Source organism: Streptomyces sp. NPDC040589, from assembly GCF_055594445.1.
Window position 1 is genome coordinate 1 of record NZ_JBVIWP010000003.1, and the last position, 22941, is coordinate 22941.

The following is a 22941-nucleotide window of genomic DNA, read 5'->3' on the forward strand; positions in this document are numbered from 1 at the left end:
GGTACTGCAGGGGGGACCCTGTGGGAGAGTAGGACGCCGCCGAACAATCATTGAAAGAAAACCCCGTGCCATTCGGCACGGGGTTTTCTGCGTTTCAGGGCCCCTCGCGGGGCCCTGAATGTCATAGGCGTCCGGCTGCCTTCAATGCCAAGTACGAATCTGCCAGTGCCGGCGCGAGGTCGTCCGGTGTCGCGTCCACGACTGTGACGCCGTGACGGCGGAGTTGATCTGCCGTGCGGTGGCGTTCGGACTGTGCCTGGGCTGCTGCGGCGGCCTGGTAGACGGCGTCGGTGTTTCCGCGTGCTCTGGCCATTTCGGTGATGTGCGGGTCTGCCACCGATGCCAGCAGGACGGTGTGGCGCTGAGTGAGCTGGGAGAGGACCGGGAGCAGGCCTTCTTCGATGGGGGCCGTGTCCAGGGTGGTGAGCAGGACGATCAGGGAGCGTCGGGGTGATGTACGGAGGGCTGTGGCTGTGAGGCCTCGGGCGTCCGTTTCGACGAGCTCCGGCTCGAGTGTGGCCATCGCGTTGACCAGGGACGGAAGGACGTCGCCTGCTGTGCGGCCCTGGACGAGGGCGCGGACCTTCCGGTCGTAGGCGAGGAGGTCGACGCGGTCGCCGGCGCGGGAGGCGAGGGCTGCGAGGAGGAGGGCCGCGTCCATGGAGGCGTCGAGGCGGGGCGCGTCGCCCACGCGGCCTGCCGAGGTGCGGCCGGTGTCGAGGACCAGGAGGATATGGCGGTCGCGTTCGGGGCGCCAGGTGCGTACGGCGACCGTGGACTGGCGGGCTGTGGCGCGCCAGTCGATGGAGCGGGTGTCGTCGCCGGGGACGTACTCGCGGAGGCTGTCGAACTCGGTGCCCTCGCCGCGGGTGAGCACGCTGGTGCGGCCGTCCAGTTCGCGGAGGCGGGCCAGTTTTGAGGGCAGGTGCTTGCGGCTGGTGAACGGGGGCAGGACGCGAACCGTCCAGGGGGCCTTGTGGGTGCCCTGGCGGGCGAAGAGGCCGAGGGGGCCGTAGGAACGGATGGTGACCCGGTCGGCTTGGCGGTCGCCTCGGCGGGTGGGGCGGAGGCGGGTTGTCACGCGTCGGCGTTCGCCTGCGGGGACGGTGAGGCGGTGGCGGGAGTCCGTCGTTTCCGTGCCTGGCAGCCAACTGCTGGGGGGCCAGGCGTCGCGCAGCTGGGCGCGGAGGGGGCGGCGGGACGGGTTGGTGATCGTGAGAGTCACGTCCGCTGTGTCTCCCAGGCGTACGGAGGTGTCTCCGGAGCGGGTCAGGCCCAGGCGTCGTACCGGGGCCGCCAGCGCGAAATCGCAGGCGCAGGCCACGGCCAGGGGTGCGTTGACCGCCAGGATGCCCGTCCAACCGGGTTCCCAGATGCCGACGGGGAGGGAGCCCAGGGCCGCGAGGAGGGCGGCGCGTCCGGTGAGTGCCATCAGCGGGGGACGGGGACGTGGGTGAGGATCGCGTTGATGACGGAGTCGGCTGTCACGCCTTCCATTTCGGCCTCCGGGCGGAGTTGTACGCGGTGGCGGAGGGTGGGGAGGGCCAGGGCCTTCACGTCGTCCGGGATGACGTAGTCGCGGCCTGTCAGCCAGGCCCAGGCGCGGGCGGTGGCAAGGAGGGCCGTGGCGCCTCGGGGGGAGACGCCGAGGGTGAGGGACGGCGACTCGCGGGTGGCGCGGCAGATGTCGACGACGTAGCCGGTGATCTCCGGGGAGATGGCCGTCTTGGCGACCGCCGCGCGGGCTGCCTCCAGGTCGGCGGGGCCCGCTACGGGGCGTACGCCGGCGGCGTGGAGGTCGCGTGGGTTGAAGCCATCGGCGTGACGGGTGAGGACGTCGATCTCGTCCTGGCGGGAGGGGAGGGGGATGGTGAGTTTGAGGAGGAAGCGGTCCAGCTGGGCTTCCGGGAGGGGGTAGGTGCCTTCGTACTCCACCGGGTTCTGGGTCGCTGCGACCAGGAACGGGTCGGGGAGGAGGCGGGGAGCGCCGTCGACCGTGACCTGGCGTTCCTCCATGGCTTCCAGGAGGGACGACTGGGTCTTGGGGGGCGTGCGGTTGATCTCGTCCGCGAGGAGGAGGTTGGTGAAGACCGGGCCGGGCTGGAAGGAGAACTCGGCGCTGCGGGTGTCGTAGACCAGGGAGCCCGTCACGTCGCTCGGCATGAGGTCGGGGGTGAACTGGACGCGCTTGGTGTCGAGTTCGAGGGCGGAGGCGAGGGCGCGGACCAGGAGGGTCTTGGCGACGCCTGGGACGCCTTCGAGGAGGACGTGGCCGCGGCAGAGCAGGGCGACGACGAGGCCGGTCACGGCGGGGTCCTGGCCGACCACGGCCTTGGCGATCTCGGCGCGCAGGGCCTCCAGGGCGGCTCGGGCGGTGCCCGGGTCCCCGGTCTGCCCGGCGTTGTCAGTGGTCGGGTCCATCATGGACGGCGTACCTCTCTTTCGAGGGCGTCGAGTCGGTCGGCGAGTGCGATGAGTGCTGCGTCGTCGCTGGGCGGTGGTCCGAAGAGGAGTGCGTGCAGGTCCTGTCCGTCGCCGTGGAGGTGGGCGGACAGGGCGGGGAGCAGGGCCTCGGGCGTGTGCGCCTGGGTGACGGGGACGCCGGTGAGGGGGGCGAGGCGGGTGCGGGTCGTGGAGCGAAGAGCGTTTGCCGCGCGGTCGCGGGCGTCGGCCTTGCGGTAGAGGCGGGCGCGTCCTTCGGCGGTTTCGGAGGCGCGGATCGCGACGGGGAGTTTTTCGGGCACGAGGGGGCCGAGTCGGCGTGCCCGCCAGAGGGCGGCCAGGGCTGTGGCGATGAAGAGTTGCAGGGTGCCCCAGAGCCAGCCCGAGGGGAGCAGGTCGAAGAAGCCGCGTTCGTCGTCGGTGCCGGTGGCCGACGTGTCGGAGAGCGAGGGGAGGTACCAGACCAGATGGGGTCGGGAGCCGAGGAGTTGGAGGGCGAGCGAGGCGTTGCCCTGCTGGTCGAGGCGGTCGTTGAGGAGGATGTCGGGTGCGCCGAGGGCGACGGTGTCGCCGTTCCCGGTCGTGTCCGGGATGCGCAGCAGGGTGGCCAGGCGCTCGCTGGGGTAGCACTGGTCGGCGTCGAGGTGCGTGGTGCTGTAGCGGACGCCGCCCGTGTCGGCGGTGCCGGCGCGCTGGGCGGCGGGCAGGTCGCAGTCGGGGGCGAGCGTCGAGTCGAGGCTGGTGGCGGGGTCGGCGGTGACGCCGGGGGCGAGCCGTTCGACGGAGGCGCTGCCGGAGGCGACCAGGACGGTGCGGCCGCCGGAGCCGGCGAACGAGTCGTGCAGGCGGGACTGCTGACCTCGGGTCAGCAGGTCGGGGGTGGCGACCAGGAGGGTCGTGTCCGGGCCGGATGCGGCGGCTGCCTCGTCCAGGGTGGTCACCACGCGGGTGTCCACGCCCCGGTCGGCGAGGAGTTCGGCGACGGCGCGGCTGCCGTTGGGGTCGACGGAGCGCGGGTCGAGTTCGCCGTGGCGGGCGTCGGAGCGGATCACGGCGATGGCGATGGCTCCCGCGACGAGCAGTACGAGGGCGAGCGCGACACCGCGCGTGCGGGTCCACACCTGGCGGGCGGTGGGCGAGGCCGAGGTGGACGGGAGCGTGGCCTCGGTGGTCATTCGGCGGCTCCCTGGCGGGTGTGGGGGGCCGTGCTGTGGGCGCTGCTGGTGGCGAGCTGGGGCTTGGTGCGTTCCAGGTCGCGGTCGAGTTCGGCGATGCGGTGGTACGACTGCTCGGTCGCCGAGCGGCCGCCGTACGTCACGTCGTCGAAGTCCCGGGCCGCGGCGCGTAGTCGGTCGGTGTGGGCGGGCAGGGCCCGGCCGGCTTCGGCGGCGGCCTCGTCGGCGGTGCGGCCGGGGCGGACGTCGAGGAGTGCGCGTTCCTCCAGGGCGCGGACGAGGGCCCGCATGCGTTCCTGGACGGCCTGGTTCCAGTGGCCCTGGGCGGCGTGTGCCTCGGCGGCGGCGCGGTGGTCGGCGGCGCTGCGGGGGCGGTCGTCGAACAGGGCGGCGGACGAGGTGGGTTGGCGGCGCGGGGTGCCCAGGCGCCACCACAGGGCGCCCAGGACCGCGACGACGGCCAGGATGATGACGACCAGGCCGAGTGTGCCGCCGGGTGTTGCGGACGAGGCGGCGTTGAACAGTTTGCCGAGCCAGTCCCAGAAGGCGTCGAGGGCGCGCTGGAAGAGGCTGGGGTCGTTCTCGTGGTACATCCGCTTGGACAGCTCGCGTCGGGCCGCCTCGCGCGCGGGGTCGCGTGGGGTGGTGAGGGGCGGCTCGTCGGTGGAGCGCGCCGACGACAGTACGGAGGTGTCGCCGGCGTGCAGCATCGTGCGTATGGCGGTGCGTGGCAGTGCCGTTGTGAGAGGTTCCCCCGCCCAGCTCACCGCATCAGCTCCCCGGGGTGGCGCCGGGGGCGTGGGAGCCGTAGTCCTGGACACCTGCGGCGCGGGCCAGTTCGAGGTCGAGGGCCTCGCGGCGGATGCGCTGGTCGATGTAGAGGAGCACGGTGACGCCCGCGGTGATCGGGAAGGTGATCATGGAGCCGATCACCGCGCCGATGCCGCTGACGATGAGGAACGTCCAGCCGAGGTCGGCGCCGCCGCTGTTGAGCCAGCCGGTGACGCCGTCGCCGCTGAGGGCCGCGGCGAGGAAGGTGAACGGGATGACGATGATCGAGGCGACGACGTTCGCGATGATCGTGGCGAGCAGCTGGATGCCGAAGATCCGCCACCAGGTGCCCTGGACCAGCTTCGCGGAGCGGCTCATGGCCTTCTTGATGCCCTGCTTCTCCAGCATCAGGGCGGGCGAGGCCAGGGAGAAGCGGATCATCAGCCAGAGGGCGACGATGCCGGCGCCGATGACGCCCAGGACGGTGAGGGCGACGCCCGCGCCGGTGCTCCCGGAGATGGTGACGAGGATGCCGGGCAGGGTGCCGGCGGTGACGATACCGGCGGTGATGAGCAGCAACAGGCAGATGAGGCCGAACAGTTTGACGATCTGAGGGCGGGCGTCCCGCCAGGCCTCGCCGAGGGTCACCGATTTACCGAGTACGGCGCGGCTGGTGACGGTGGTGAGCAGTGCGGTCGCGATGACGGTGCCGACCAGGGAGATCACGAAGACGACGCTGGAGTTGAGCAGGGCGTCGCTCATGGCGCGGCTCAGCTCGCTGAGGGTGGCGCTCGGGTCGTTGAGGGCCCGGGTGCTGGAGTCGTCGAGGACGAGGCCCTGGAACAGGACGACGATGATCTCGGTGAGGACCGCGACGGTCAGGGAGATGCCCAGGACAGTGCGCCAGTAGGTGCGCATGGTGGAGACGGCGCCGTCGAGGATCTCGCCCACGCCGAGCGGGCGGAGCGGGATGATGCCGGGCTTGGCGGCGGGCGGGGGGCCGCCCCAGCCGCTTCCCCAGCCGCCGGGGGGCCCGTATCCGCCGTATCCGCCGGGGGCTGCGGGGCCGCCAGGGCCGTATCCGGCTGGGCCGTGGCCGCCGGGGGGCTGGGTGCCCCAGCCCGGGCCGGGTGGTGGTGGGGGAGCTTGGCCGGGGACGGTCGGGCTGCTGGGGGCGGACCACTGGGCGGGTGGCGGCTGGTCCTTGGACCACTGCGGGCCGGGGCCCTGCGGGGCCTGGCCGGGCTGGTCCGCGGGCTGTGCGGGGCCGGGGCGGTCGGTGGGCTCGGCAGGGCCGGACTGGTCCGGCTTCTGCCCGTCGGACGGGGCGGATCCGGGCGAGGCCCAGCCCGGAGTGTCGTTCATCGTCGCTCCTTCACGGTGCCCGTCCGCGGTCGCGGCGGCAGGTTGGCAGCCATCGTGCCATGGGGTGGTCTTGGAATGACCGGCCGCGGTATGGGCTGCGTACCTTCAATTGTCCGCTCGACAGGGGGCAGACTGACGGCATGGCTGATCAGTACGCGTACAGCGGCGATGACAAGCGGCCGACCGAGATCCCCGCGATCCGTTGGGAGGAGCCACCGGAAGGACCCGTTCTGGTCCTTCTCGACCAGACGAGGCTGCCGGCCGAGGAGGTCGAACTGGTCTGTACGGACGCGTCGGCGCTGGTGGAGGCGATCCGCTCGCTCTCCGTGCGCGGGGCGCCGTTGCTCGGTATCGCGGGGGCGTACGGTGTCGCGCTCGCCGCCGTGCGGGGCTTCGACGTGGACGAGGCCGCGGCCGCGCTGGCGAGTGCCCGGCCGACCGCGGTGAACCTGGCCCTCGGTGTGCGCCGGGCGCAATCGGCCCACGAGGCGGCGCTCGCCAAGGGCGGTGATGTCCGGCAGGCGGCGTCGGCGGCGCTGGCGGCGGCGCGGCAGTTGCACCGGGAGGACGCCGAGGCCAGTGCGCGGATGGCCCAGCACGGGCTGACGCTCCTGGACGAGCTGCTGCCCGGTGGCGGGCACCGGATCCTCACCCACTGCAACACCGGTTCGCTGGTGTCGGGCGGGGAGGGGACGGCGTTCGCGGTGGCGCTCGCGGCGCACCGGGTGGGCAGGCTCCGGCGGCTGTGGGTGGACGAGACGCGTCCGTTGCTGCAGGGCGCTCGCCTGACGGCGTACGAGGCGGCGCGCAGCGGGATGGCGTACACGCTGCTCACCGACAACGCGGCGGGGTCGCTGTTCGCCGCCGGGGAGGTGGACGCGGTGCTGATCGGGGCGGACCGCATCACGGCGGACGGTTCGGTGGCGAACAAGGTGGGGAGCTATCCGCTGGCGGTGCTCGCGCGGTACCACCATGTGCCGTTCATCGTGGTGGCGCCGGTGACGACGGTGGATCCGGACACCCCGGACGGGGCGTCCATCGAGGTCGAGCAGCGTCCCGGTCACGAGGTGACCGAGGTGGTGGCGCCGCAGGTGCCGGTCGCCGGTGCGCAGGAGGCGGGGGGCGGCATTCCCGTGGCGCCGCTGGGGACGCAGGCGTACAACCCGGCGTTCGACGTGACCCCGCCCGAGCTGGTGACGGCGATCGTCACGGAGGAGGGGGTGGTTTCGCCGGTGACGGCGGAGGCGCTCGCCGAGGTGTGTGCGCGGTCGCGGAGGGTGACGACGGGCTGAGTCGGACGGCTGCCGGAGCGTGGGGCGGGGCGGGCGGGCTCCGGCTGTCGCGTCCCACGCCCCTGTGCCGGGGCCCGGTCGGCGGGCGTCGTGGAGATCAACTATGGGCGGGCGAGGGCAGACAGTGGCGCTTGCTGCGACTATGGTCACTGGCCGGTGACCTACCTCACCACTGCCTTCGCCACTGTTATGAGAATGGGATGATGTCGTTTATGAAGGGACGAGTCCTTGTCGTCGACGACGACACCGCACTGGCCGAGATGCTCGGCATCGTGTTGCGTGGTGAGGGTTTTGAGCCGTCTTTCGTGGCCGACGGTGACAAGGCGCTGGCCGCTTTCCGTGAGGCCAAGCCCGATCTGGTGCTGCTGGACCTGATGCTGCCCGGTCGGGACGGCATCGAGGTGTGCCGTCTGATCAGGGCGGAGTCCGGGGTGCCGATCGTGATGCTCACGGCGAAGAGCGACACGGTCGACGTCGTGGTGGGCCTGGAGTCGGGTGCCGACGACTACATCGTGAAGCCGTTCAAGCCGAAGGAACTGGTCGCCCGGATCCGGGCGCGGCTGCGGAGGTCGGAGGAGCCCGCTCCGGAGCAGCTCGCCATCGGTGACCTGGTCATCGACGTGGCCGGGCACTCCGTGAAGCGGGACGGGCAGTCGATCGCGCTGACGCCGCTGGAGTTCGACCTGCTGGTCGCGCTCGCGCGCAAGCCGTGGCAGGTGTTCACGCGCGAGGTGCTGCTGGAGCAGGTGTGGGGCTACCGGCACGCGGCGGACACGCGGCTGGTCAACGTGCATGTGCAGCGGCTGCGCTCCAAGGTCGAGAAGGACCCGGAGAAGCCGGAGATCGTGGTGACCGTCCGTGGTGTCGGGTACAAGGCAGGACCGAGCTGACATGTCCGGCGACAGTGCCGCTTCGGCGCCCGGACGGTCCGGGGCCCGCCCGGGGCGGCCTGTCGGGCGGAAGAAGGCGGGTTCCCGCTGGGGACGGTTCCTGGAGAGCGGGCTGCTGCTCCAGGGCGGGGTCCAGGGCAGTCCGGTCATCCGCCTGTTCATGCGGTGGGTGCGCCGGCCGCTGCTGCCCGTCATGCGGCTGTGGCGGCGCAACATTCAGCTCAAGGTCGTCGTCACGACGCTGCTGATGTCGCTGGGCGTGGTGCTGCTGCTGGGCTTCGTCGTCATCGGGCAGGTGCGCAACGGCCTGCTGGACGCCAAGGTGAAGGCGTCCCAGAGCCAGGCCACCGGCGGGTTCGCCGTGGCCAAGCAGCGGGCCGACGAGGCGGCGAGCGGGACCGGCGACGATGTCGCCACGGCGGACGGCCGTCCCGCGCAGAACGTCATCCAGTGGATGAGTGATCTGGTCTCCTCGCTGTCCAGCGGCGGGCAGGGAGCCTTTGACGTGGTCACGCTCCCGGCTTCCGACGCCGACGGGGCCGGCGGGCGCGGTCCGCGTGCTTCCGGTGAGGTGGACTGGAGCAAGAGCGTGCCCGCGGCGCTGCGGGAGCGGATCGGCAGCAGTACGACGGCCGCGCAGAGCTACAGCCGGGTCATCTACAACAACGACACCAAGGACTCCCAGCCCGCCCTGGTCATCGGCAAGCAGGTCAACGACCCGAACGGCGATCCGTACCAGCTCTACTACCTCTTCCCGCTCACCCAGGAGGAGAAGTCGCTGAGCCTGGTCAAGGGGACTCTGGCGACGGCCGGGCTGTTCGTCGTGGTGCTGCTCGGGGCCATCGCCTGGCTCGTGGTGCGCCAGGTCGTCACGCCGGTGCGGATGGCGGCGGGGATCGCCGAGCGGCTGTCGGCCGGGCGGCTTCAGGAACGTATGAAGGTCACCGGCGAGGACGACATCGCGCGGCTCGGCGAGGCCTTCAACAAGATGGCCCAGAACCTTCAGCTGAAGATCAGCCAGCTGGAGGACCTGTCGCGTATGCAGCGCCGGTTCGTGTCGGACGTGTCGCACGAGCTGCGTACGCCGCTGACGACCGTACGGATGGCGGCGGATGTCATCCATGAGGCGCGGGAGGACTTCGACCCGATCACCGCGCGGTCGGCGGAGCTGCTCGCCGACCAGCTGGACCGGTTCGAGTCGCTGCTCGCGGACCTGCTGGAGATCAGCCGGTTCGACGCGGGTGCCGCGGCGCTGGAGGCCGAGCCGATAGACCTCAGGGACGTCGTGCGGCGCGTGGTCAGCGGGGCTGAGCCGCTCGCGGAGCGCAAGGGCACGCAGATCCGGGTCTTCGGCGACCAGCAGCCCGTCGTCGCCGAGGCCGACGCCCGGCGCGTGGAGCGCGTGCTGCGCAACCTCGTCGTGAACGCCGTCGAGCACGGCGAGGGCAGGGACGTCGTCGTCAAGCTCGCCGCGGCCGGCGGCGCGGTCGCCGTAGCGGTGCGGGACTACGGGGTCGGGCTGAAGCCGGGTGAGGCGACCCGGGTGTTCAGCCGCTTCTGGCGGGCCGATCCGGCACGCGCGCGTACCACGGGTGGTACGGGGCTGGGGCTGTCCATCGCCCTGGAGGACGCGCGGCTGCACGGCGGCTGGCTGCAGGCGTGGGGTGAGCCGGGCGGCGGCTCGCAGTTCCGGCTGACGCTGCCCAGGACCGCGGACGAGCCGCTGCGGGGCTCCCCGATACCGCTGGAGCCCAAGGACTCACGGCGCAACCGGGGGCTGGACGACGCGGGTCTGCCCTGCGGCGGCGGGGACGGCGAGAAACGGGCGACCGTGCCGGCACAGCCTGCGGGCGGTCCGGTGGCGCCGGGGCCGGCGCGGAACCCGATACCGCCGCGGGCGTCCACCGTGGCTCCCACGGCCGATCCGACGGCGCTGCCCGGCAACGGCGCGCGTGTGGTGCCGCGGCCCGCCTCGGGCACGCGGCGGCCGGACGGTCCGGGGGCAGGGGAGCAGTCGGCCCGTGGCGAGGGCCCGGCGGGCACGGTCGGTGTGGGTGGTACGGCGGGGACGGCTCGTGACGAGGGTGCGGGTGAACCGGCCGGAACGGCTCGTGACGGGGCCGGCAGTGGCCCTGCGGGGACGCCCCGGGAATCGGTCGGGAGCGGGCCGCGGGACAAGGACAACGGCTCCGCGGGCTCGGGCAGGGAAGCCGAGCCGGGAGAAGCGGACAGGCAAGGGGAGGCATCTCGTGGGCGCTGACCGCGAGGGGCGCGGTCGGCGTACGCCCGCGCGCGTGATGGCGTACGCCGCCGGTGGCGTGCTGGTGCTGGCGGGGTGTGCCTCGATGCCGGACAGCGGGGATCTGCGGGGCGTGGAGTCGACACCGCGCCAGGACACCCAGGTGCGGGTGTTCGCCGTGCCGCCGGGGGAGGACGCGCCGCCCTCGGAGATCGTGCAGGGCTTCCTGGAGGCGCTCACCAGCGACGATCCGCACTACAAGACCGCGCGCCAGTACCTGACCGGCGAGGCCGCGAAGACCTGGCGGCCGGAGCTGTCCACCACGGTGCTCACGGACGGGCCGGGTGCCAAGGCCGAGGGCGCCGGCGGCCGGGAGGACACCGGCGAGATCTCGTACACGCTCACCGGCACCAAGGTGGCCACCGTGGACGCGCAGCAGTCGTACGCGCCCGCGACCGGGGCCTACGGCAGGACCGTGCACCTGACGCAGGACGAGAAGAGCGGGCAGTGGCGGATCGACGCGCTGCCCCAGGGCGTCCTCATGGGGCAGTCGGACTTCCAGCGCAACTACATGTCCGTCAGCAAGTACTACTTCGCCTCCAACACCATGGCGGCCGGGGCGAACACGCAGCCAACGGCGGTCGCCGACCCTGTCTACATCCGTCGCCGCGTGGATCCCACGACGCAGATGGTGCGCTCCCTGCTCAACGGGCCCACCCGGTGGCTCGGGCCCGTGGTCAGGTCGAGCGTCCCCACCGGTACGGCGCTGGCGAAGAACGCCGGAGCGCTGACGCCCGACGAGCGGAACAAGCTGACGGTCCCGCTCAACGACAAGGCCGCGGGCATCGGCACCAACAGGTGCCAGGAGATGGCGGCCCAGACGCTCTTCACGCTGCGGAACCTCAGCCCCGCGGTGGACGAGGTCGCGCTGCGGGCCGGCGGGGCCGAGCTGTGCTCGCTCACGCAGGAAGCGGCCGATGCGGCGGCCTTCCGGACCTCGGCGCGCCACCCCGACTACCTGTACTTCGTCGATGCCAAGGACCGGCTCGTACGGATCCCGGCGGGCAGCAGCGACACCAAGCCCGACACGGCGCCGGGGGCGCTGGGCGAGGGCGACACGGCGCTGCGGTCGGTGGCGGTGTCGCGCGACGAGCACACCGCGGCCGGTGTCGGCCTCGACGGCAGGTCGCTGTACGTGGGCTCGCTGGTCTCGGGCGGTTCGCTGGGCGAGCCGGTGCTGCGCAGCCAGGGCCGGACCGAGGAGGACCGGCTGACGACCCCGAGCTGGGACGCGGACGACGGCCTGTGGGTGGCCGACCGTGACCCGGACAACCCCCGGCTGCTGCTGCTCGAGGAGGGCAAGGGCGATCCGCTGGAGGTGCGCACACCGCACCTGGACGGGCGGATCCAGTCCGTGCGGGTGGCCGCCGACGGGGTGCGGATCGCGCTCGTCGTGGAGAAGGGCGGCAAGAAGACCCTGCTCATCGGGCTGATCGAGCGGGAGGAGAAGCCGGGCGAGGAGCCGGCCGTCAGGGTGGTCGAACTTCGCTCCGCGACGCCGGAGTTGGAGGAGGTCACAGCCATGTCGTGGGCCGGGGACAGCCGGCTCGTGGTGGTCGGGCGCGAGCACGGGGGCGTGGAGCAGATGCGGTACGTCCAGGTCGACGGCTCCACGCCGGACGTGCCGGCGCCCGCCGCTCTGACCGGCGTCAAGGAGGTCACCGCCGCCGAGGACGACCGGCTGCCGCTGGTGGCGTACTCGGTGGACGGCATCGTCCGGCTGCCGTCGGGCGCGCAGTGGCAGAAGGTGACGGAGGGGACGGCGCCGGTATATCCGGGGTGAGCGCCGGTTCATAGCGCCGGTTTGTCCGGGGTGAGGCGTCCCGATGGGATGCGGTGGGTCCTGGCGGGGCCGGTGGAAGCCGGCCGTCGGCTCGGGGCGACGCGTTGTCCACAGGGAGTTATCCACAGGGGTGGCCGGGTGCCCTCGCTGTTGGCACAGTGGTGGCCATGCGGGGCTGGTGGCAGGACCTCACCGACCTGGTGCTGCCGGGCGAGTGCGGGGGCTGCGGGGCGCCTCGTACGGTGCTGTGCGCGAAGTGCCGTGCGGTGCTGAGCGGAGCCGTGGCGCATCGGGTGCGGCCGGTGCCGGAGCCACCCGGGCTGCCCGTGGTGCACGCGGCGGCGCGGTACGCGGACGAAGTCCGGGCGACGCTGCTGGCCCACAAGGAACGAGGTGCTCTGGCGCTCGCCGGTCCGCTCGGGGCTGCTCTGGCGGGAGCGGTACGGGCGGGGCTTCCAGGAGCGCGGAGGGGGTCCTGGCCGGGGGCAGGAGAGGCGTGGCCGCGGGGCAGCGGGGCGCCTGTACTGCTCGTGCCCGTTCCGTCCGGGCGGCGGGCCGTGCGGGCCCGGGGGCATGACCCGGCGCGGCGGATCGCGCTCGCGGCGGCGGGTGAGCTGCGGCGGAGCGGGGTGCCGGCCAGGGCGCTCGGCGTGCTGCGGCAGCGGCGGGTCGTGGCCGACCAGTCGGGGCTCAACTCACGGCAGCGGCTGGACAATCTCGCGGGCGCGCTGGCGGTGGCGCCCGGTGGTGCCCGGCTGCTCTCCGAGGGCCTGGTCGTCCTCGTCGACGACGTGATGACCACGGGGGCGTCCCTGGCGGAAGCCGCGCGGGCCGTGCGGTCGACGGCGGGGCTGGTTTCGAACGCTGCGGGAACTGGGGCCGTGTACAGGGGAGAGACGTGGGAAAGCAGAGAAGAACAGAACGTCGGATCAACGCGAGAGGGGACGGGCCGATGGCCCGCCCGGCAGGGAATCACGGGCGCGGGCGGCGACGGCGGAGTCGTTGACGTGGTGTGCGCGGCTGTGGTCGCGGCATCGCCGGACTCTTTCGAAATAAACCGGAACTGACTGAGAACTTGCGTCGTTGCAGGTAACGAGAGGGCCTATTCACCTGAACGGAGGTACGCCGCAGTAGAGGGTGACGACATCCGTCCGGGCGAGATATGTTCGGTTGAGAGGGAAAGCCGCAGGCCACGCCTCTCAAAACCGAATGCCGTGCTGCGGGTTTTTCTTCATCACTCGCGACGGTGGAGTGGAGATCTCGCTCACGGGGGAGGAGGTGGAAGTCACCGAGTGTCCGAGGTTCCGGGCCTCACCGGAACCTGGTGCAAAAGGGAGATGCTCCGCACCGAAGCGGAGTGATCCGGGAACGGAGTTCTGCGTGGACATCGTCGTCAAGGGCCGCAAGACCGAGGTGCCCGAGCGGTTCCGGAAGCACGTGGCCGAGAAGCTGAAGCTGGAGAAGATCCAGAAGCTCGATGGCAAGGTGATCAGCCTCGACGTCGAGGTGTCCAAGGAGCCCAACCCTCGGCAGGCCGACCGCTGTGACCGAGTGGAGATCACGCTCCGCTCCCGCGGTCCGGTGATCCGGGCGGAGGCAGCGGCGAGCGATCCGTACGCGGCGCTCGACCTGGCGGCGGAGAAGCTGGAAGCCCGGCTGCGCAGGCAACACGACAAGCGGTTCTCGCGTCGTGGCTCGCGCCGGATCCCGGCCGCCGAGGTCGCCGATCACGTCCCGGGCGTGGCGACGCTCAACGGCAACGGCCTGGTGCCGACCCCGGAGGAAGAGCCGGCAGCCGTGCCCACGAAGAAGATCGGCTCACTGGAAGTACAGGGTGACGGCCCCATCGTCGTCCGCGAGAAGACCCACGTCGCAGCGCCCATGACCCTCGACCAGGCTCTCTACGAGATGGAGCTGGTCGGGCACGACTTCTACCTGTTCGTCGACTCCGAGACCAAGGAACCGAGTGTCGTCTACCGACGGCACGCCTACGACTACGGCGTGATCCACCTCAGCACGGACACGATGGTCACACAGGTGCACGCCCCCGATGCGGGCGGTGCGCTCGGCGGCTGACCGTGCTGGGTGACAGCGGAGCAGGTGCCCCTGGAGCGCGTGTGCGCCCCCAGGGGCACCCCTGTGCGACCACTGCGCGCCCCGCTCGGTCGTCCCGGTGCCGTCCGGGCATGAAATCATGGTGGCCACGACCCAACCGGTGGGTCGTTGCTCTGGGTTGGCGATGGCTCAGGAACACAGGCCGCAGCCTTCAGGGGGAGGAACGATGGCGGACAGCTTCGGACCGATGCGTGACGAGGATGCCGGCGACGGCGTCGTCGCCATGGGCCCGGACACGGACTCTCCACGCAAGGAACCGATCAGGGTCCTTGTGGTGGACGACCACGCCCTGTTCCGCCGTGGCCTGGAGATCGTGCTCGCGGCCGAGGAGGACATCCAGGTCATCGGGGAGGCCGGCGACGGCGCCGAGGCCGTCGAGAAGGCCGCCGACCTGCTGCCCGACATCGTTCTGATGGACGTGCGGATGCCCAAGCGGGGCGGGATCGAGGCGTGCACCTCCATCAAGGAAGTCGCACCCAGCGCCAAGATCATCATGCTGACGATCAGCGACGAGGAAGCCGATCTCTACGACGCCATCAAGGCGGGTGCGACCGGCTATCTCCTCAAGGAGATCTCGACGGACGAGGTGGCCACCGCCATTCGCGCGGTGGCCGACGGGCAGTCGCAGATCAGCCCGTCCATGGCGTCGAAGCTGCTCACCGAGTTCAAGTCGATGATCCAGCGCACGGACGAACGCCGGCTGGTGCCCGCGCCGCGGCTGACGGACCGCGAACTCGAAGTCCTCAAACTCGTCGCGACGGGGATGAACAACCGTGACATCGCCAAGGAGTTGTTCATCTCCGAGAACACCGTGAAGAACCATGTGCGCAACATCCTGGAGAAGCTGCAGCTGCACTCCAGGATGGAGGCGGTGGTATACGCGATGCGGGAGAAGATTCTCGAGATTCGCTGACGGTCAGGCGGCCGTCCGGGCGAGTTCCCTCACGAGAGGCTCGCGCAGGTGTGGTGCGTCGACCCGCTCCACGCGTACGTCCGTGCAGTTCACCCAGGTCGCCGCCTCGGCCAGGGCCTGGGCGACCGCCGGGACCGCCTTCGGGCCGTCGAGCGTGACCTGCCTGGCCACCAGCGTGCCGCCCTCGCGGGCCGGGTCCACGCGGCCGACTAGCCGGCCGCCGGCCAGGACCGGCATCGCGAAGTAGCCGTACACCCGCTTCTGCTTGGGGACGTAGGCCTCCAGGCGGTGGGTGAAGCCGAAGATCCGCTCCGTGCGCGCCCGCTCCCAGATCAGGGAGTCGAAGGGCGACAGGAGGGTGGTGCGGTGGCGGCCGCGCGGAGGTGTCTCCAGGGCCGCGGGGTCGGCCCAGGCCGGCTTGGACCAGCCCTCGACCGTGACCGGGACCAGGCCCGAGTCGGCGATCACCGCGTCGACCTGTTCGCCCTTGAGGCGGTGGTAGTCGGCGATGTCCGCGCGGGTGCCGACGCCGAGGGACTGGCCTGCCAGGCGGACCAGGCGGCGTACGCACTCGGTGTCGTCGAGTTCGTCGTGCAACAAGGGCTGCGGGACGGCACGCTCGGCGAGGTCGTAGAGGCGCTTCCATCCGCGGCGCTCGACGCAGACCACCTCGCCGTACATCAGGGCGCGTTCGACGGCGACCTTCGTGCCGGACCAGTCCCACCAGTCGTTCGTCTTCTTCGCGCCGCCCAACTCCGTCGCGGTGAGGGGGCCTTCGGAGCGGAGCTGCTTGATGACCTGGTCGTAGACACCGTCCGGGAGGTCGTGGTTCCAGTGCGGGCGGTTGCGGTAGGCGCGGCGGCGGAAGGCGAAGTGGGGCCACTCCTCGATGGGGAGGATGCAGGCCGCGTGGGACCAGTACTCGAAGGCGTGAGTGTCTTTCCAGTAGGCGTTCTCGACTGTTCTCCGGCCTACCGCGCCCAGGCGGGCGTAGGGGACGAGCTCGTGGGAGCGGGCCAGGACCGAGATGGTGTCGAGCTGTATCGCGCCCAGGTGGCGGAGGGTGCCGCGGACGCCGGAGCGGCGGTCTGGGGCGCCGAGGAAGCCTTGGGCGCGGAGCGCCAAGCGGCGGGCCTCGTCTGCGGAGAGCTCTGCGGTGGGGCGCGGGGTGGTCATGGGTCCGCACGATAGGGGGTGGGACTGACAATGGGGCGTGACCTGCGGGGTTGGGTGTCTGGTGCTGGCGTTGCCGCCGGGGCGGGGTGGGTGCGCAGCCCGGCGGAGCGGGGTGCCTCCCCCCACCGCCCGCCCGTGCCGCCCTGGGGGCACCTCCCAGGCCCTTGAGGCACTGGGGGAGGCACGATTGCCCGCAGCTGAGCGGCGCAGCTAGGCGGGCGCAGGCAAGTACGGGGCCGTTGACGGGAGGCTCAGGTCTGAGGGGAGGAGGGAGCCTACCCAGGAGTCTCGGCGTACTCCCTTGTTGTTGACGGCGGCGCGCAGGGTGCCCTCGATGGTGAAGCCGGAGCGCTCCGCCACGGCGCGGGAGGCGCGGTTGCCCACCTCGGCGCGCCATTCGACGCGGTCGAGCGCGGCGTGGACGAAGGCCCAGCGGCAGGTGGTGAGGACGGCCTCCGTGATGTAGCCGTTGGCGCGGTGCTGCTTGGTGGCCCAGAAGCCGATCTCGCCGACGCCCAGGGCGTGCATGGTGATGCCGAGCATGCCCGCCAGTTCTCCGGAGTGGAGGAAGACGCCGAGAGTGAACATGGACCCGTCCGCCCAGCCGTCCGGGACCATCTGTTCCGTGAAACCCTGGGCGTGCTCGCGCAGGTAGGGCGAGGGGATCGTGGTCCAGCGCTGGATGTCGGGGTCCTGGCAGGCGTCGTACACCGCGTCGGTGTCCTGGGGGCCGACCGCGCGCAGCAGGAGGCGGTCCGTGGTGAGGGTGACGGGGTCCATCGGCCGATTCTGCTCGGAGGTCGTCGAAGGTGCCATCTGTTTGCGGTGGGTGAGCGTCTTGTCACGCTTCGCTTAATTCGGTCGGGGGCGCGGCACTATCCGCGGCGCCCGGACGTTGTCCCCTGTGAAGCAGACGAATCAGAATTGAAGCAGCGCACGGTCGCCGTCACGGCAGGCCCTCCCGGCGCGGTGGGGTCCTCGCATACGATGGCCGTTGCTCAGTAAGTCAAGTGGTAACCGACCGTCCCAGGCCCGACCGGCAAGGAGACCAACCCCCGTGTCCGTCCTCTCGAAGATCATGCGTGCAGGCGAAGGCAAGATCCTGCGCAAGCTGCACCGCATCGCGGACCAGGTCGCATCCATCGAAGAGGACTTCGTCGACCTCTCCGACGCCGAGCTGCGGGCCCTCACCGATGAGTACAAGCAGCGCTACGCCGACGGCGAGACCCTGGACGACCTGCTGCCCGAGGCGTTCGCCACCGTCCGCGAGGCCGCCAAGCGCGTCCTCGGCCAGCGTCATTACGACGTGCAGATGATGGGTGGCGCCGCCCTGCACATGGGCTACGTGGCAGAGATGAAGACCGGTGAGGGCAAGACCCTCGTCGGCACGCTGCCGGCGTATCTGAACGCCCTGTCCGGCAAGGGCGTCCACATCATCACGGTCAACGACTATCTGGCCGAGCGCGACTCCGAGATGATGGGCCGCGTCCACCGGTTCCTGGGCCTCGAGGTCGGCTGCATCCTCGCCAACATGACGCCGGCTCAGCGCCGTGAGCAGTACGCCTGCGACATCACCTACGGCACGAACAACGAGTTCGGCTTCGACTACCTGCGCGACAACATGGCGTGGTCCCAGGACGAGCTCGTCCAGCGCGGCCACAACTACGCCATCGTCGACGAGGTCGACTCCATCCTCATCGACGAGGCCCGTACTCCGCTGATCATCTCCGGCCCGGCCGACCAGGCCACCAAGTGGTACGGCGACTTCGCCAAGCTGGTCAAGCGCCTCAAGCGCGGCGAGGCCGGCCAGCCGCTCAAGGGCATCGAGGAGACCGGCGACTACGACGTCGACGAGAAGAAGCGCACGGTCGCCATCCACGAGTCCGGCGTCAGCAAGGTCGAGGACTGGCTGGGCATCGACAACCTCTACGAGTCGGTGAACACGCCTCTGGTGGGCTACCTGAACAACGCCATCAAGGCCAAGGAGCTCTTCAAGAAGGACAAGGACTACGTCATCATCGACGACGAGGTCATGATCGTCGACGAGCACACCGGACGTATCCTCGCCGGCCGCCGCTACAACGAGGGCATGCACCAGGCGATCGAGGCGAAGGAGGGGGTGCCGATCAAGGACGAGAACCAGACGCTCGCCACGATCACCCTCCAGAACTTCTTCCGCCTGTACAAGCGCTACGACCACAACGGCAAGGAAGAGCACGGCCTGGCCGGCATGACCGGTACGGCCATGACCGAGGCCGCCGAGTTCCACCAGATCTACAAGCTCGGCGTGGTGCCGATCCCGACCAACCGGCCGATGGTCCGCAAGGACCAGTCGGACCTGATCTACCGGACCGAGGTCGCCAAGTTCGAGGCCGTCGTCGACGACATCGAGGAGAAGCACCGCAAGGGCCAGCCGATCCTCGTCGGCACCACCTCGGTCGAGAAGTCCGAGTACCTCTCGCAGCAGCTCAGCAAGCGCGGCATCCAGCACGAGGTGCTGAACGCCAAGCAGCACGACCGTGAGGCGACGATCGTCGCCCAGGCCGGCCGCAAGGGCGCAGTCACGGTGGCCACCAACATGGCCGGTCGTGGTACGGACATCAAGCTCGGCGGCAACCCCGAGGACCTCGCCGAGGCGGAGCTGCGCCAGCGCGGTCTCGACCCCGAGGAGCACATCGAGGAGTGGGCGCACGCCCTGCCCGAGGCGCTCAAGCGGGCCGAGAAGGCCGTCCAGGCCGAGAAGGACGAGGTCGAGAAGCTCGGCGGGCTCTACGTGCTGGGCACCGAGCGCCACGAGTCGCGGCGGATCGACAACCAGCTGCGCGGTCGTTCCGGCCGTCAGGGCGACCCGGGCGAGTCCCGCTTCTACCTCTCGCTCGGCGACGACCTGATGCGGCTGTTCAAGGCCCAGATGGTCGAGCGCGTGATGTCGATGGCGAACGTCCCGGACGACGTGCCGATCGAGAACAAGATGGTCACGCGCGCGATCGCCTCCGCCCAGTCGCAGGTCGAGCAGCAGAACTTCGAGACCCGTAAGAACGTCCTCAAGTACGACGAGGTCCTCAACCGCCAGCGTGAGGTCATCTACGGCGAGCGGCGCCGCGTCCTGGAGGGCGAGGACCTGCACGAGCAGGTGCAGCACTTCATGGACGACACCATCGACGCCTACGTCCAGGCAGAGACCGCCGAGGGCTTCCCCGAGGACTGGGACCTCGACCGGCTGTGGGGTGCCTTCAAGCAGCTCTACCCGTCCAAGATCACGGTCGAGGAGCTGGAGGAGGCGGCCGGCGACCGGGCCGGGCTGACCGCCGAGTTCATCGGCGACTCCATCAAGGACGACATCCACGAGCAGTACGAGGAGCGTGAGGCGCAGCTCGGCTCCGAGATCATGCGTGAGCTGGAGCGCCGGGTCGTGCTGTCGGTCCTGGACCGCAAGTGGCGCGAGCACCTCTACGAGATGGACTACCTCCAGGAGGGCATCGGCCTGCGCGCGATGGCGCAGAAGGACCCGCTGGTCGAGTACCAGCGCGAGGGCTTCGACATGTTCACCGCCATGATGGAGGGCATCAAGGAGGAGTCCGTCGGCTACCTGTTCAACCTGGAGGTCCAGGTCGAGCAGCAGGTCGAGGAGGTCCCGGTCGAGGACACCAAGCCGGTGGCCGATCTGGAGAAGCAGGACGCGGTGCCGGCGCAGGCGGGCTCCCGGCCGGAGATCCGTGCCAAGGGGCTCGACGTCCCGCAGCGGCGCAACCTCCACTTCTCCGCGCCGACGGTCGACGGTGAGGGCGGCACCATCGAGGGCGACTTCACCGAGGACGGCGAGCCGGCGCGTTCCGAGTCCGACGGCCTCACGCGCGCGGAGCGCCGGAAGCAGGCGCGGGGCCGGGGGCGCCGTAAGAAGTGACGGTGGCTGAGGCGCCGTAGCGGCTTGAAGGGCCGGACACCCGAGGGTGTCCGGCCCTTCGGCTTGGGGTGGTTCGGCCGGGCGTCCGCGACCTCGGCCGACGCGTCCCTCAGTCGGCCTCCGCCTGGGGCGGGCGGGGGCCGCCCAGTTCTACCGCCGTGCAGCGCCAGCGGAGGTCCTGGCCGAGTTCCAGGCGGAAGGCCATGGCGCGGAGCCGGTCGCCGGCGCCGATGCGGGCGAAGGCCTCGATGGCGCCGGCGCGGGGTTCGAACCAGCCGATGTCCCGGATGACGGGGCGGGCGCCGCGGGTGCGCAGGGGGCCGCGCTCGGCGAGCCAGGCCAGTTCGTCGTAGGCGCGGCCCCGGGTGTGGCGGAGCATCGAGTGGACGGGGCGACGGCCGCTGAGGACGGCGAGCAGGAGGTCGGCGAACAGGTCGGTGGGGAGCAGCGGCTGAGGGATCGGCCGACGGGGGCTCTGGGCCGGGACGCGGGGTGCGGTGTCCGTGGGGGTGCGTGGCGTCGGCCGGGGTGTTGCGCGGGTGCCTGTGCGGGGTGTGCGGGTGCGGGAGGGGGTCGGTGGGCGGTTGTCCGCGGGGCGGGTGTGGGCGGTCTTGGCGCGGCCGGGGGCCGGGGGACGGCCTCCTGCGGCCGTGGTGCGGGTGGGGCCTCCGCCGGGCGTGCGCGGAGGGGCTGCGCCGCCGGGCGGGCGCGGGGTGGTGTCGCCGGGGGTGCGTGGGGTGGTGCTGCTGGGGGTGTGTGGAGCGGTGTCGCAGGGTGTGTGTGAGGCGGTGCTGCTGGGGGTGCCCGGGGTGGTGCTGCCGGGGGTGCGCAGGGCGGTGCTGTCGGGGGTGTGTGAGGAGGTGCCGCCGGGGGTGCGCAGGGCGGTGCTGTCGGGGGTGTGTGAGGAGGTGCCGCCAGGAGTTCGCCGAGCGGTGCCGCCAGGAGTTCGCCGAGCGGTGCCGCCAGGAGTTCGCCGAGCGGTGTCTCCGGGAGTTCGCGGAGCGGTGTCGCCGGGGGTGCTCGGGGTGGTGCTGTTGGGAGTGCGTGAGGTGGTGTCGCCGGGGCGGTGGGGGTCGGGGTGCGCCGGAGGGTGGCCGGTCGGGCGGTGTTGTGCCCTGGTCATGACCTTGTGCATGGGGGTCCCCGTTTCGTGGGCCGGTTGATACCGGTGAGTAACTTCGGGTTGGTGATCTTGTATAGGGCGGACGGGGGCAGGGGCAAGGAAATGGGCCTCGGGCCGCGGGCGCCGGAATGTTCACCTATCCGGGTGATCCGGGGGCTGAGGGGCCCGTCAGGGCGGGGGTGTGCCGGGTGAATTCCGGGCCCGGGGTGGACGCGTCCGGCGTCACGGGCCGGGACTCGAAAGGGGACCCCCGCACGTATCCTGGAGGCCCTCCGGGGCCTTCCCGAGCCCTCTGACCTGAACCGACCACGAAAGCGGCCAGCCATGCGTGTCTACGTGCCCCTGACCCTCCCCGGTCTCGCCGAGGCGTACAAAACGGGTGAGCTGGGAGCCGGGCCGTTCGTGGCGTACGCCGTGACGCCCGCGCTGCGCGAGTGGTACGTCTCCGACGACATCGAGGAACTGGAGTACGCGGCGCTGAACCGGGCCGCGCTGGCCTCGTTGCGGCTGCTGGCGATCGAGCCGGGGGTGCCGCGGCGCCGGGTCGTGGTGGCCGTGGACGTGCCCGACCGGGCCGCGAATGCCGATCCCGACCGGGGGCTCGATCAGGCGGCGCTGGGGGAGGTACGGGTCTCGGGGGCCGTGGCGCTGGCCAGGGCGGCTTCGGTGCATGTCGACGCGGATGACGCGGAGGCGGATGTGACGGCGGCTGCCGCGGCGCTGGGGGCGGCGGATGCCGGGGACGACGACGCGCAGTTCGTCGTGGACGGTGCCGAGGATCACGAGCTGCTGTGGTTCGCCACGCAGGAGATCCCGAACCTGGTGGGGCAGGAGGACTGAGAGGCCCGGGCAACGGGGGGCGCGTTGAGGCGCCGTTCTCTTGATTGTCAGTGGGGGCGGGTACGTTTTCAGGCATGGGGATGAAGACGGGCGCGCACATTGTCTGGGACTGGAACGGGACGCTGTTCCATGACATCGACGCGATCATCGGGGCGACGAACGCGGCGTTCGCCGAGCTGGGGCTGGAGACGCTGACGCTGGAGAAGTACCGGGAGCTGTACTGCGTGCCGGTGCCGAAGTTCTACGAGCGGTTGATGGGGCGGCTGCCGACCGAGGCTGAGTGGCAGCTCATGGATGACATCTTCCATCGGTACTACGCCGAGCATCGGGTGACCTGCGGGCTGACGGCGGGCGCCGTGGAGCTGTTGTCGGGGTGGCGGTCGGCGGGGCGCAGTCAGTCGATTCTGAGTATGTATGGGCACGAGGAGCTTGTGCCGTTGGTGCGGGGGTTCGGGATCGAGTCGCACTTCATACGGGTGGACGGGCGGACCGGGCCGTCCGGGGGCAGCAAGGCCGAGCACATGGTGCGGCATCTCGCGTCGCTGTCGGGGGTGGAGCCGGGGCGGACCGTGGTGATCGGGGATGCGGCGGATGACGCGGTGGCTGCGCTGCACGTGGGGGCTCGGGCCGTGCTGTACACCGGTGGGTCGCACAGTCGGGTGAGTCTTGAAGCGGTGGGCGTGCCTGTGGTGGACACGTTGGAGGAGGCCGTGGCGGAGGCGGAGCGGCTCGCGGCCTGACCGGAAACTGGTGGGTTCCGGGTGCTCGGCGTTGGTGCTCGGGCCGGGTGGGTCCGCAGCCCGGCGGTGCGGGGTGCCTCCCCCACTCTCGGCTTCGCTCGAGCGGGGGGACC

At 71.3% G+C, this 22941-nt stretch carries 18 protein-coding genes; 10 read left to right on the plus strand and 8 right to left on the minus strand.

Annotation, left to right across the window (positions count from 1 at the left end):
* Positions 1 to 121 precede the first annotated feature (121 nt).
* The 5 genes from ACZ58V_RS12585 to ACZ58V_RS12605 form a co-directional block, all read right to left on the minus strand.
* Positions 122 to 1432 carry a DUF58 domain-containing protein gene (locus ACZ58V_RS12585; RefSeq protein ID WP_468190485.1) on the minus strand — a complete coding sequence of 437 codons (1311 nt, stop codon included), beginning with the start codon at positions 1430 to 1432 and terminating at the stop codon, positions 122 to 124.
* Entirely contained in the window at positions 1432 to 2421 is a 990-nt protein-coding gene (locus tag ACZ58V_RS12590; protein WP_471290677.1) for an AAA family ATPase, read from the minus strand. Before ACZ58V_RS12590 ends, ACZ58V_RS12585 begins: the two co-directional genes overlap by 1 nt.
* On the minus strand, positions 2421 to 3617 hold the full coding sequence (locus ACZ58V_RS12595) for a DUF4350 domain-containing protein (RefSeq protein ID WP_471289971.1): 1197 nt from the start codon (positions 3615 to 3617) through the stop codon (positions 2421 to 2423). Before ACZ58V_RS12595 ends, ACZ58V_RS12590 begins: the two co-directional genes overlap by 1 nt.
* Positions 3614 to 4327 carry a DUF4129 domain-containing protein gene (locus tag ACZ58V_RS12600; RefSeq protein ID WP_468190481.1) on the minus strand — a complete coding sequence of 238 codons (714 nt, stop codon included), beginning with the start codon at positions 4325 to 4327 and terminating at the stop codon, positions 3614 to 3616. Before ACZ58V_RS12600 ends, ACZ58V_RS12595 begins: the two co-directional genes overlap by 4 nt.
* A 61-nt stretch (positions 4328 to 4388) precedes the next feature.
* A complete protein-coding gene (locus ACZ58V_RS12605; protein ID WP_471289973.1) occupies positions 4389 to 5753 on the minus strand; it encodes a DUF7847 domain-containing protein in 1365 nt (454 codons plus the stop codon).
* A gap of 140 nt (positions 5754 to 5893) precedes the next feature.
* Between ACZ58V_RS12605 and mtnA the strand changes: the two genes are divergently transcribed.
* The 7 genes from mtnA to ACZ58V_RS12640 all read left to right on the plus strand — a co-directional run bounded on the left by mtnA (position 5894) and on the right by ACZ58V_RS12640 (position 15045).
* Positions 5894 to 7045 (plus strand): S-methyl-5-thioribose-1-phosphate isomerase, encoded by a 1152-nt coding sequence (mtnA, locus tag ACZ58V_RS12610; RefSeq protein ID WP_468190477.1) that lies wholly within the window; start codon positions 5894 to 5896, stop codon positions 7043 to 7045.
* A gap of 200 nt (positions 7046 to 7245) precedes the next feature.
* Positions 7246 to 7935, plus strand: coding sequence for a two-component system response regulator MtrA (mtrA, locus tag ACZ58V_RS12615; protein WP_009188938.1), 690 nt, complete (start codon positions 7246 to 7248; stop codon positions 7933 to 7935).
* Between the two features lies 1 nt (position 7936).
* Positions 7937 to 10195, plus strand: a complete 2259-nt coding sequence (mtrB, locus tag ACZ58V_RS12620; RefSeq protein ID WP_468190474.1) for an MtrAB system histidine kinase MtrB — start codon at positions 7937 to 7939, stop codon at positions 10193 to 10195.
* Positions 10185 to 12017, plus strand: coding sequence for an LpqB family beta-propeller domain-containing protein (locus ACZ58V_RS12625; RefSeq protein ID WP_468190473.1), 1833 nt, complete (start codon positions 10185 to 10187; stop codon positions 12015 to 12017). The genes mtrB and ACZ58V_RS12625 overlap by 11 nt, the downstream gene beginning before the upstream one ends.
* 167 nt (positions 12018 to 12184) lie before the next feature.
* Positions 12185 to 13084 (plus strand): ComF family protein, encoded by a 900-nt coding sequence (locus tag ACZ58V_RS12630; protein ID WP_468190471.1) that lies wholly within the window; start codon positions 12185 to 12187, stop codon positions 13082 to 13084.
* Between the two features lie 313 nt (positions 13085 to 13397).
* Entirely contained in the window at positions 13398 to 14093 is a 696-nt protein-coding gene (hpf, locus tag ACZ58V_RS12635) for a ribosome hibernation-promoting factor, HPF/YfiA family (protein ID WP_189724019.1), read from the plus strand.
* Positions 14094 to 14298: 205 nt separating this feature from the next.
* The gene (locus ACZ58V_RS12640) at positions 14299 to 15045 is read left to right on the plus strand and encodes a response regulator (RefSeq protein WP_471289977.1); all 747 of its coding nucleotides are present in this window, start codon (positions 14299 to 14301) and stop codon (positions 15043 to 15045) included.
* A gap of 3 nt (positions 15046 to 15048) precedes the next feature.
* Here the strand turns inward: ACZ58V_RS12640 and ACZ58V_RS12645 are convergent, their stop codons facing one another.
* Together ACZ58V_RS12645 and ACZ58V_RS12650 are read right to left on the minus strand one after the other, a co-directional pair.
* Positions 15049 to 16221, minus strand: a complete 1173-nt coding sequence (locus ACZ58V_RS12645) for a winged helix-turn-helix domain-containing protein (RefSeq protein ID WP_468190466.1) — start codon at positions 16219 to 16221, stop codon at positions 15049 to 15051.
* 210 nt (positions 16222 to 16431) lie between these two features.
* Positions 16432 to 17001: a GNAT family N-acetyltransferase gene (locus ACZ58V_RS12650; protein WP_468190464.1), complete on the minus strand. Its 570-nt coding sequence runs from the start codon at positions 16999 to 17001 to the stop codon at positions 16432 to 16434.
* Between the two features lie 277 nt (positions 17002 to 17278).
* On the opposite strand from ACZ58V_RS12650, the gene secA reads away from it, so the two are divergent.
* Positions 17279 to 20125 (plus strand): preprotein translocase subunit SecA, encoded by a 2847-nt coding sequence (gene secA / locus ACZ58V_RS12655; RefSeq protein ID WP_471289980.1) that lies wholly within the window; start codon positions 17279 to 17281, stop codon positions 20123 to 20125.
* Positions 20126 to 20234: 109 nt separating this feature from the next.
* Here the strand turns inward: secA and ACZ58V_RS12660 are convergent, their stop codons facing one another.
* Positions 20235 to 20957, minus strand: coding sequence for an Rv3235 family protein (locus tag ACZ58V_RS12660; RefSeq protein WP_471290678.1), 723 nt, complete (start codon positions 20955 to 20957; stop codon positions 20235 to 20237).
* Positions 20958 to 21572: 615 nt separating this feature from the next.
* Between ACZ58V_RS12660 and ACZ58V_RS12665 the strand changes: the two genes are divergently transcribed.
* Both ACZ58V_RS12665 and ACZ58V_RS12670 read left to right on the plus strand, forming a co-directional pair.
* A complete protein-coding gene (locus ACZ58V_RS12665; protein WP_471289982.1) occupies positions 21573 to 22088 on the plus strand; it encodes a DUF6912 family protein in 516 nt (171 codons plus the stop codon).
* 74 nt (positions 22089 to 22162) lie between these two features.
* Complete coding sequence (locus ACZ58V_RS12670; RefSeq protein ID WP_468190458.1) at positions 22163 to 22828, plus strand: HAD family hydrolase; 666 nt, start codon at positions 22163 to 22165, stop codon at positions 22826 to 22828.
* The last annotated feature ends 113 nt before the right edge of the window (positions 22829 to 22941 follow it).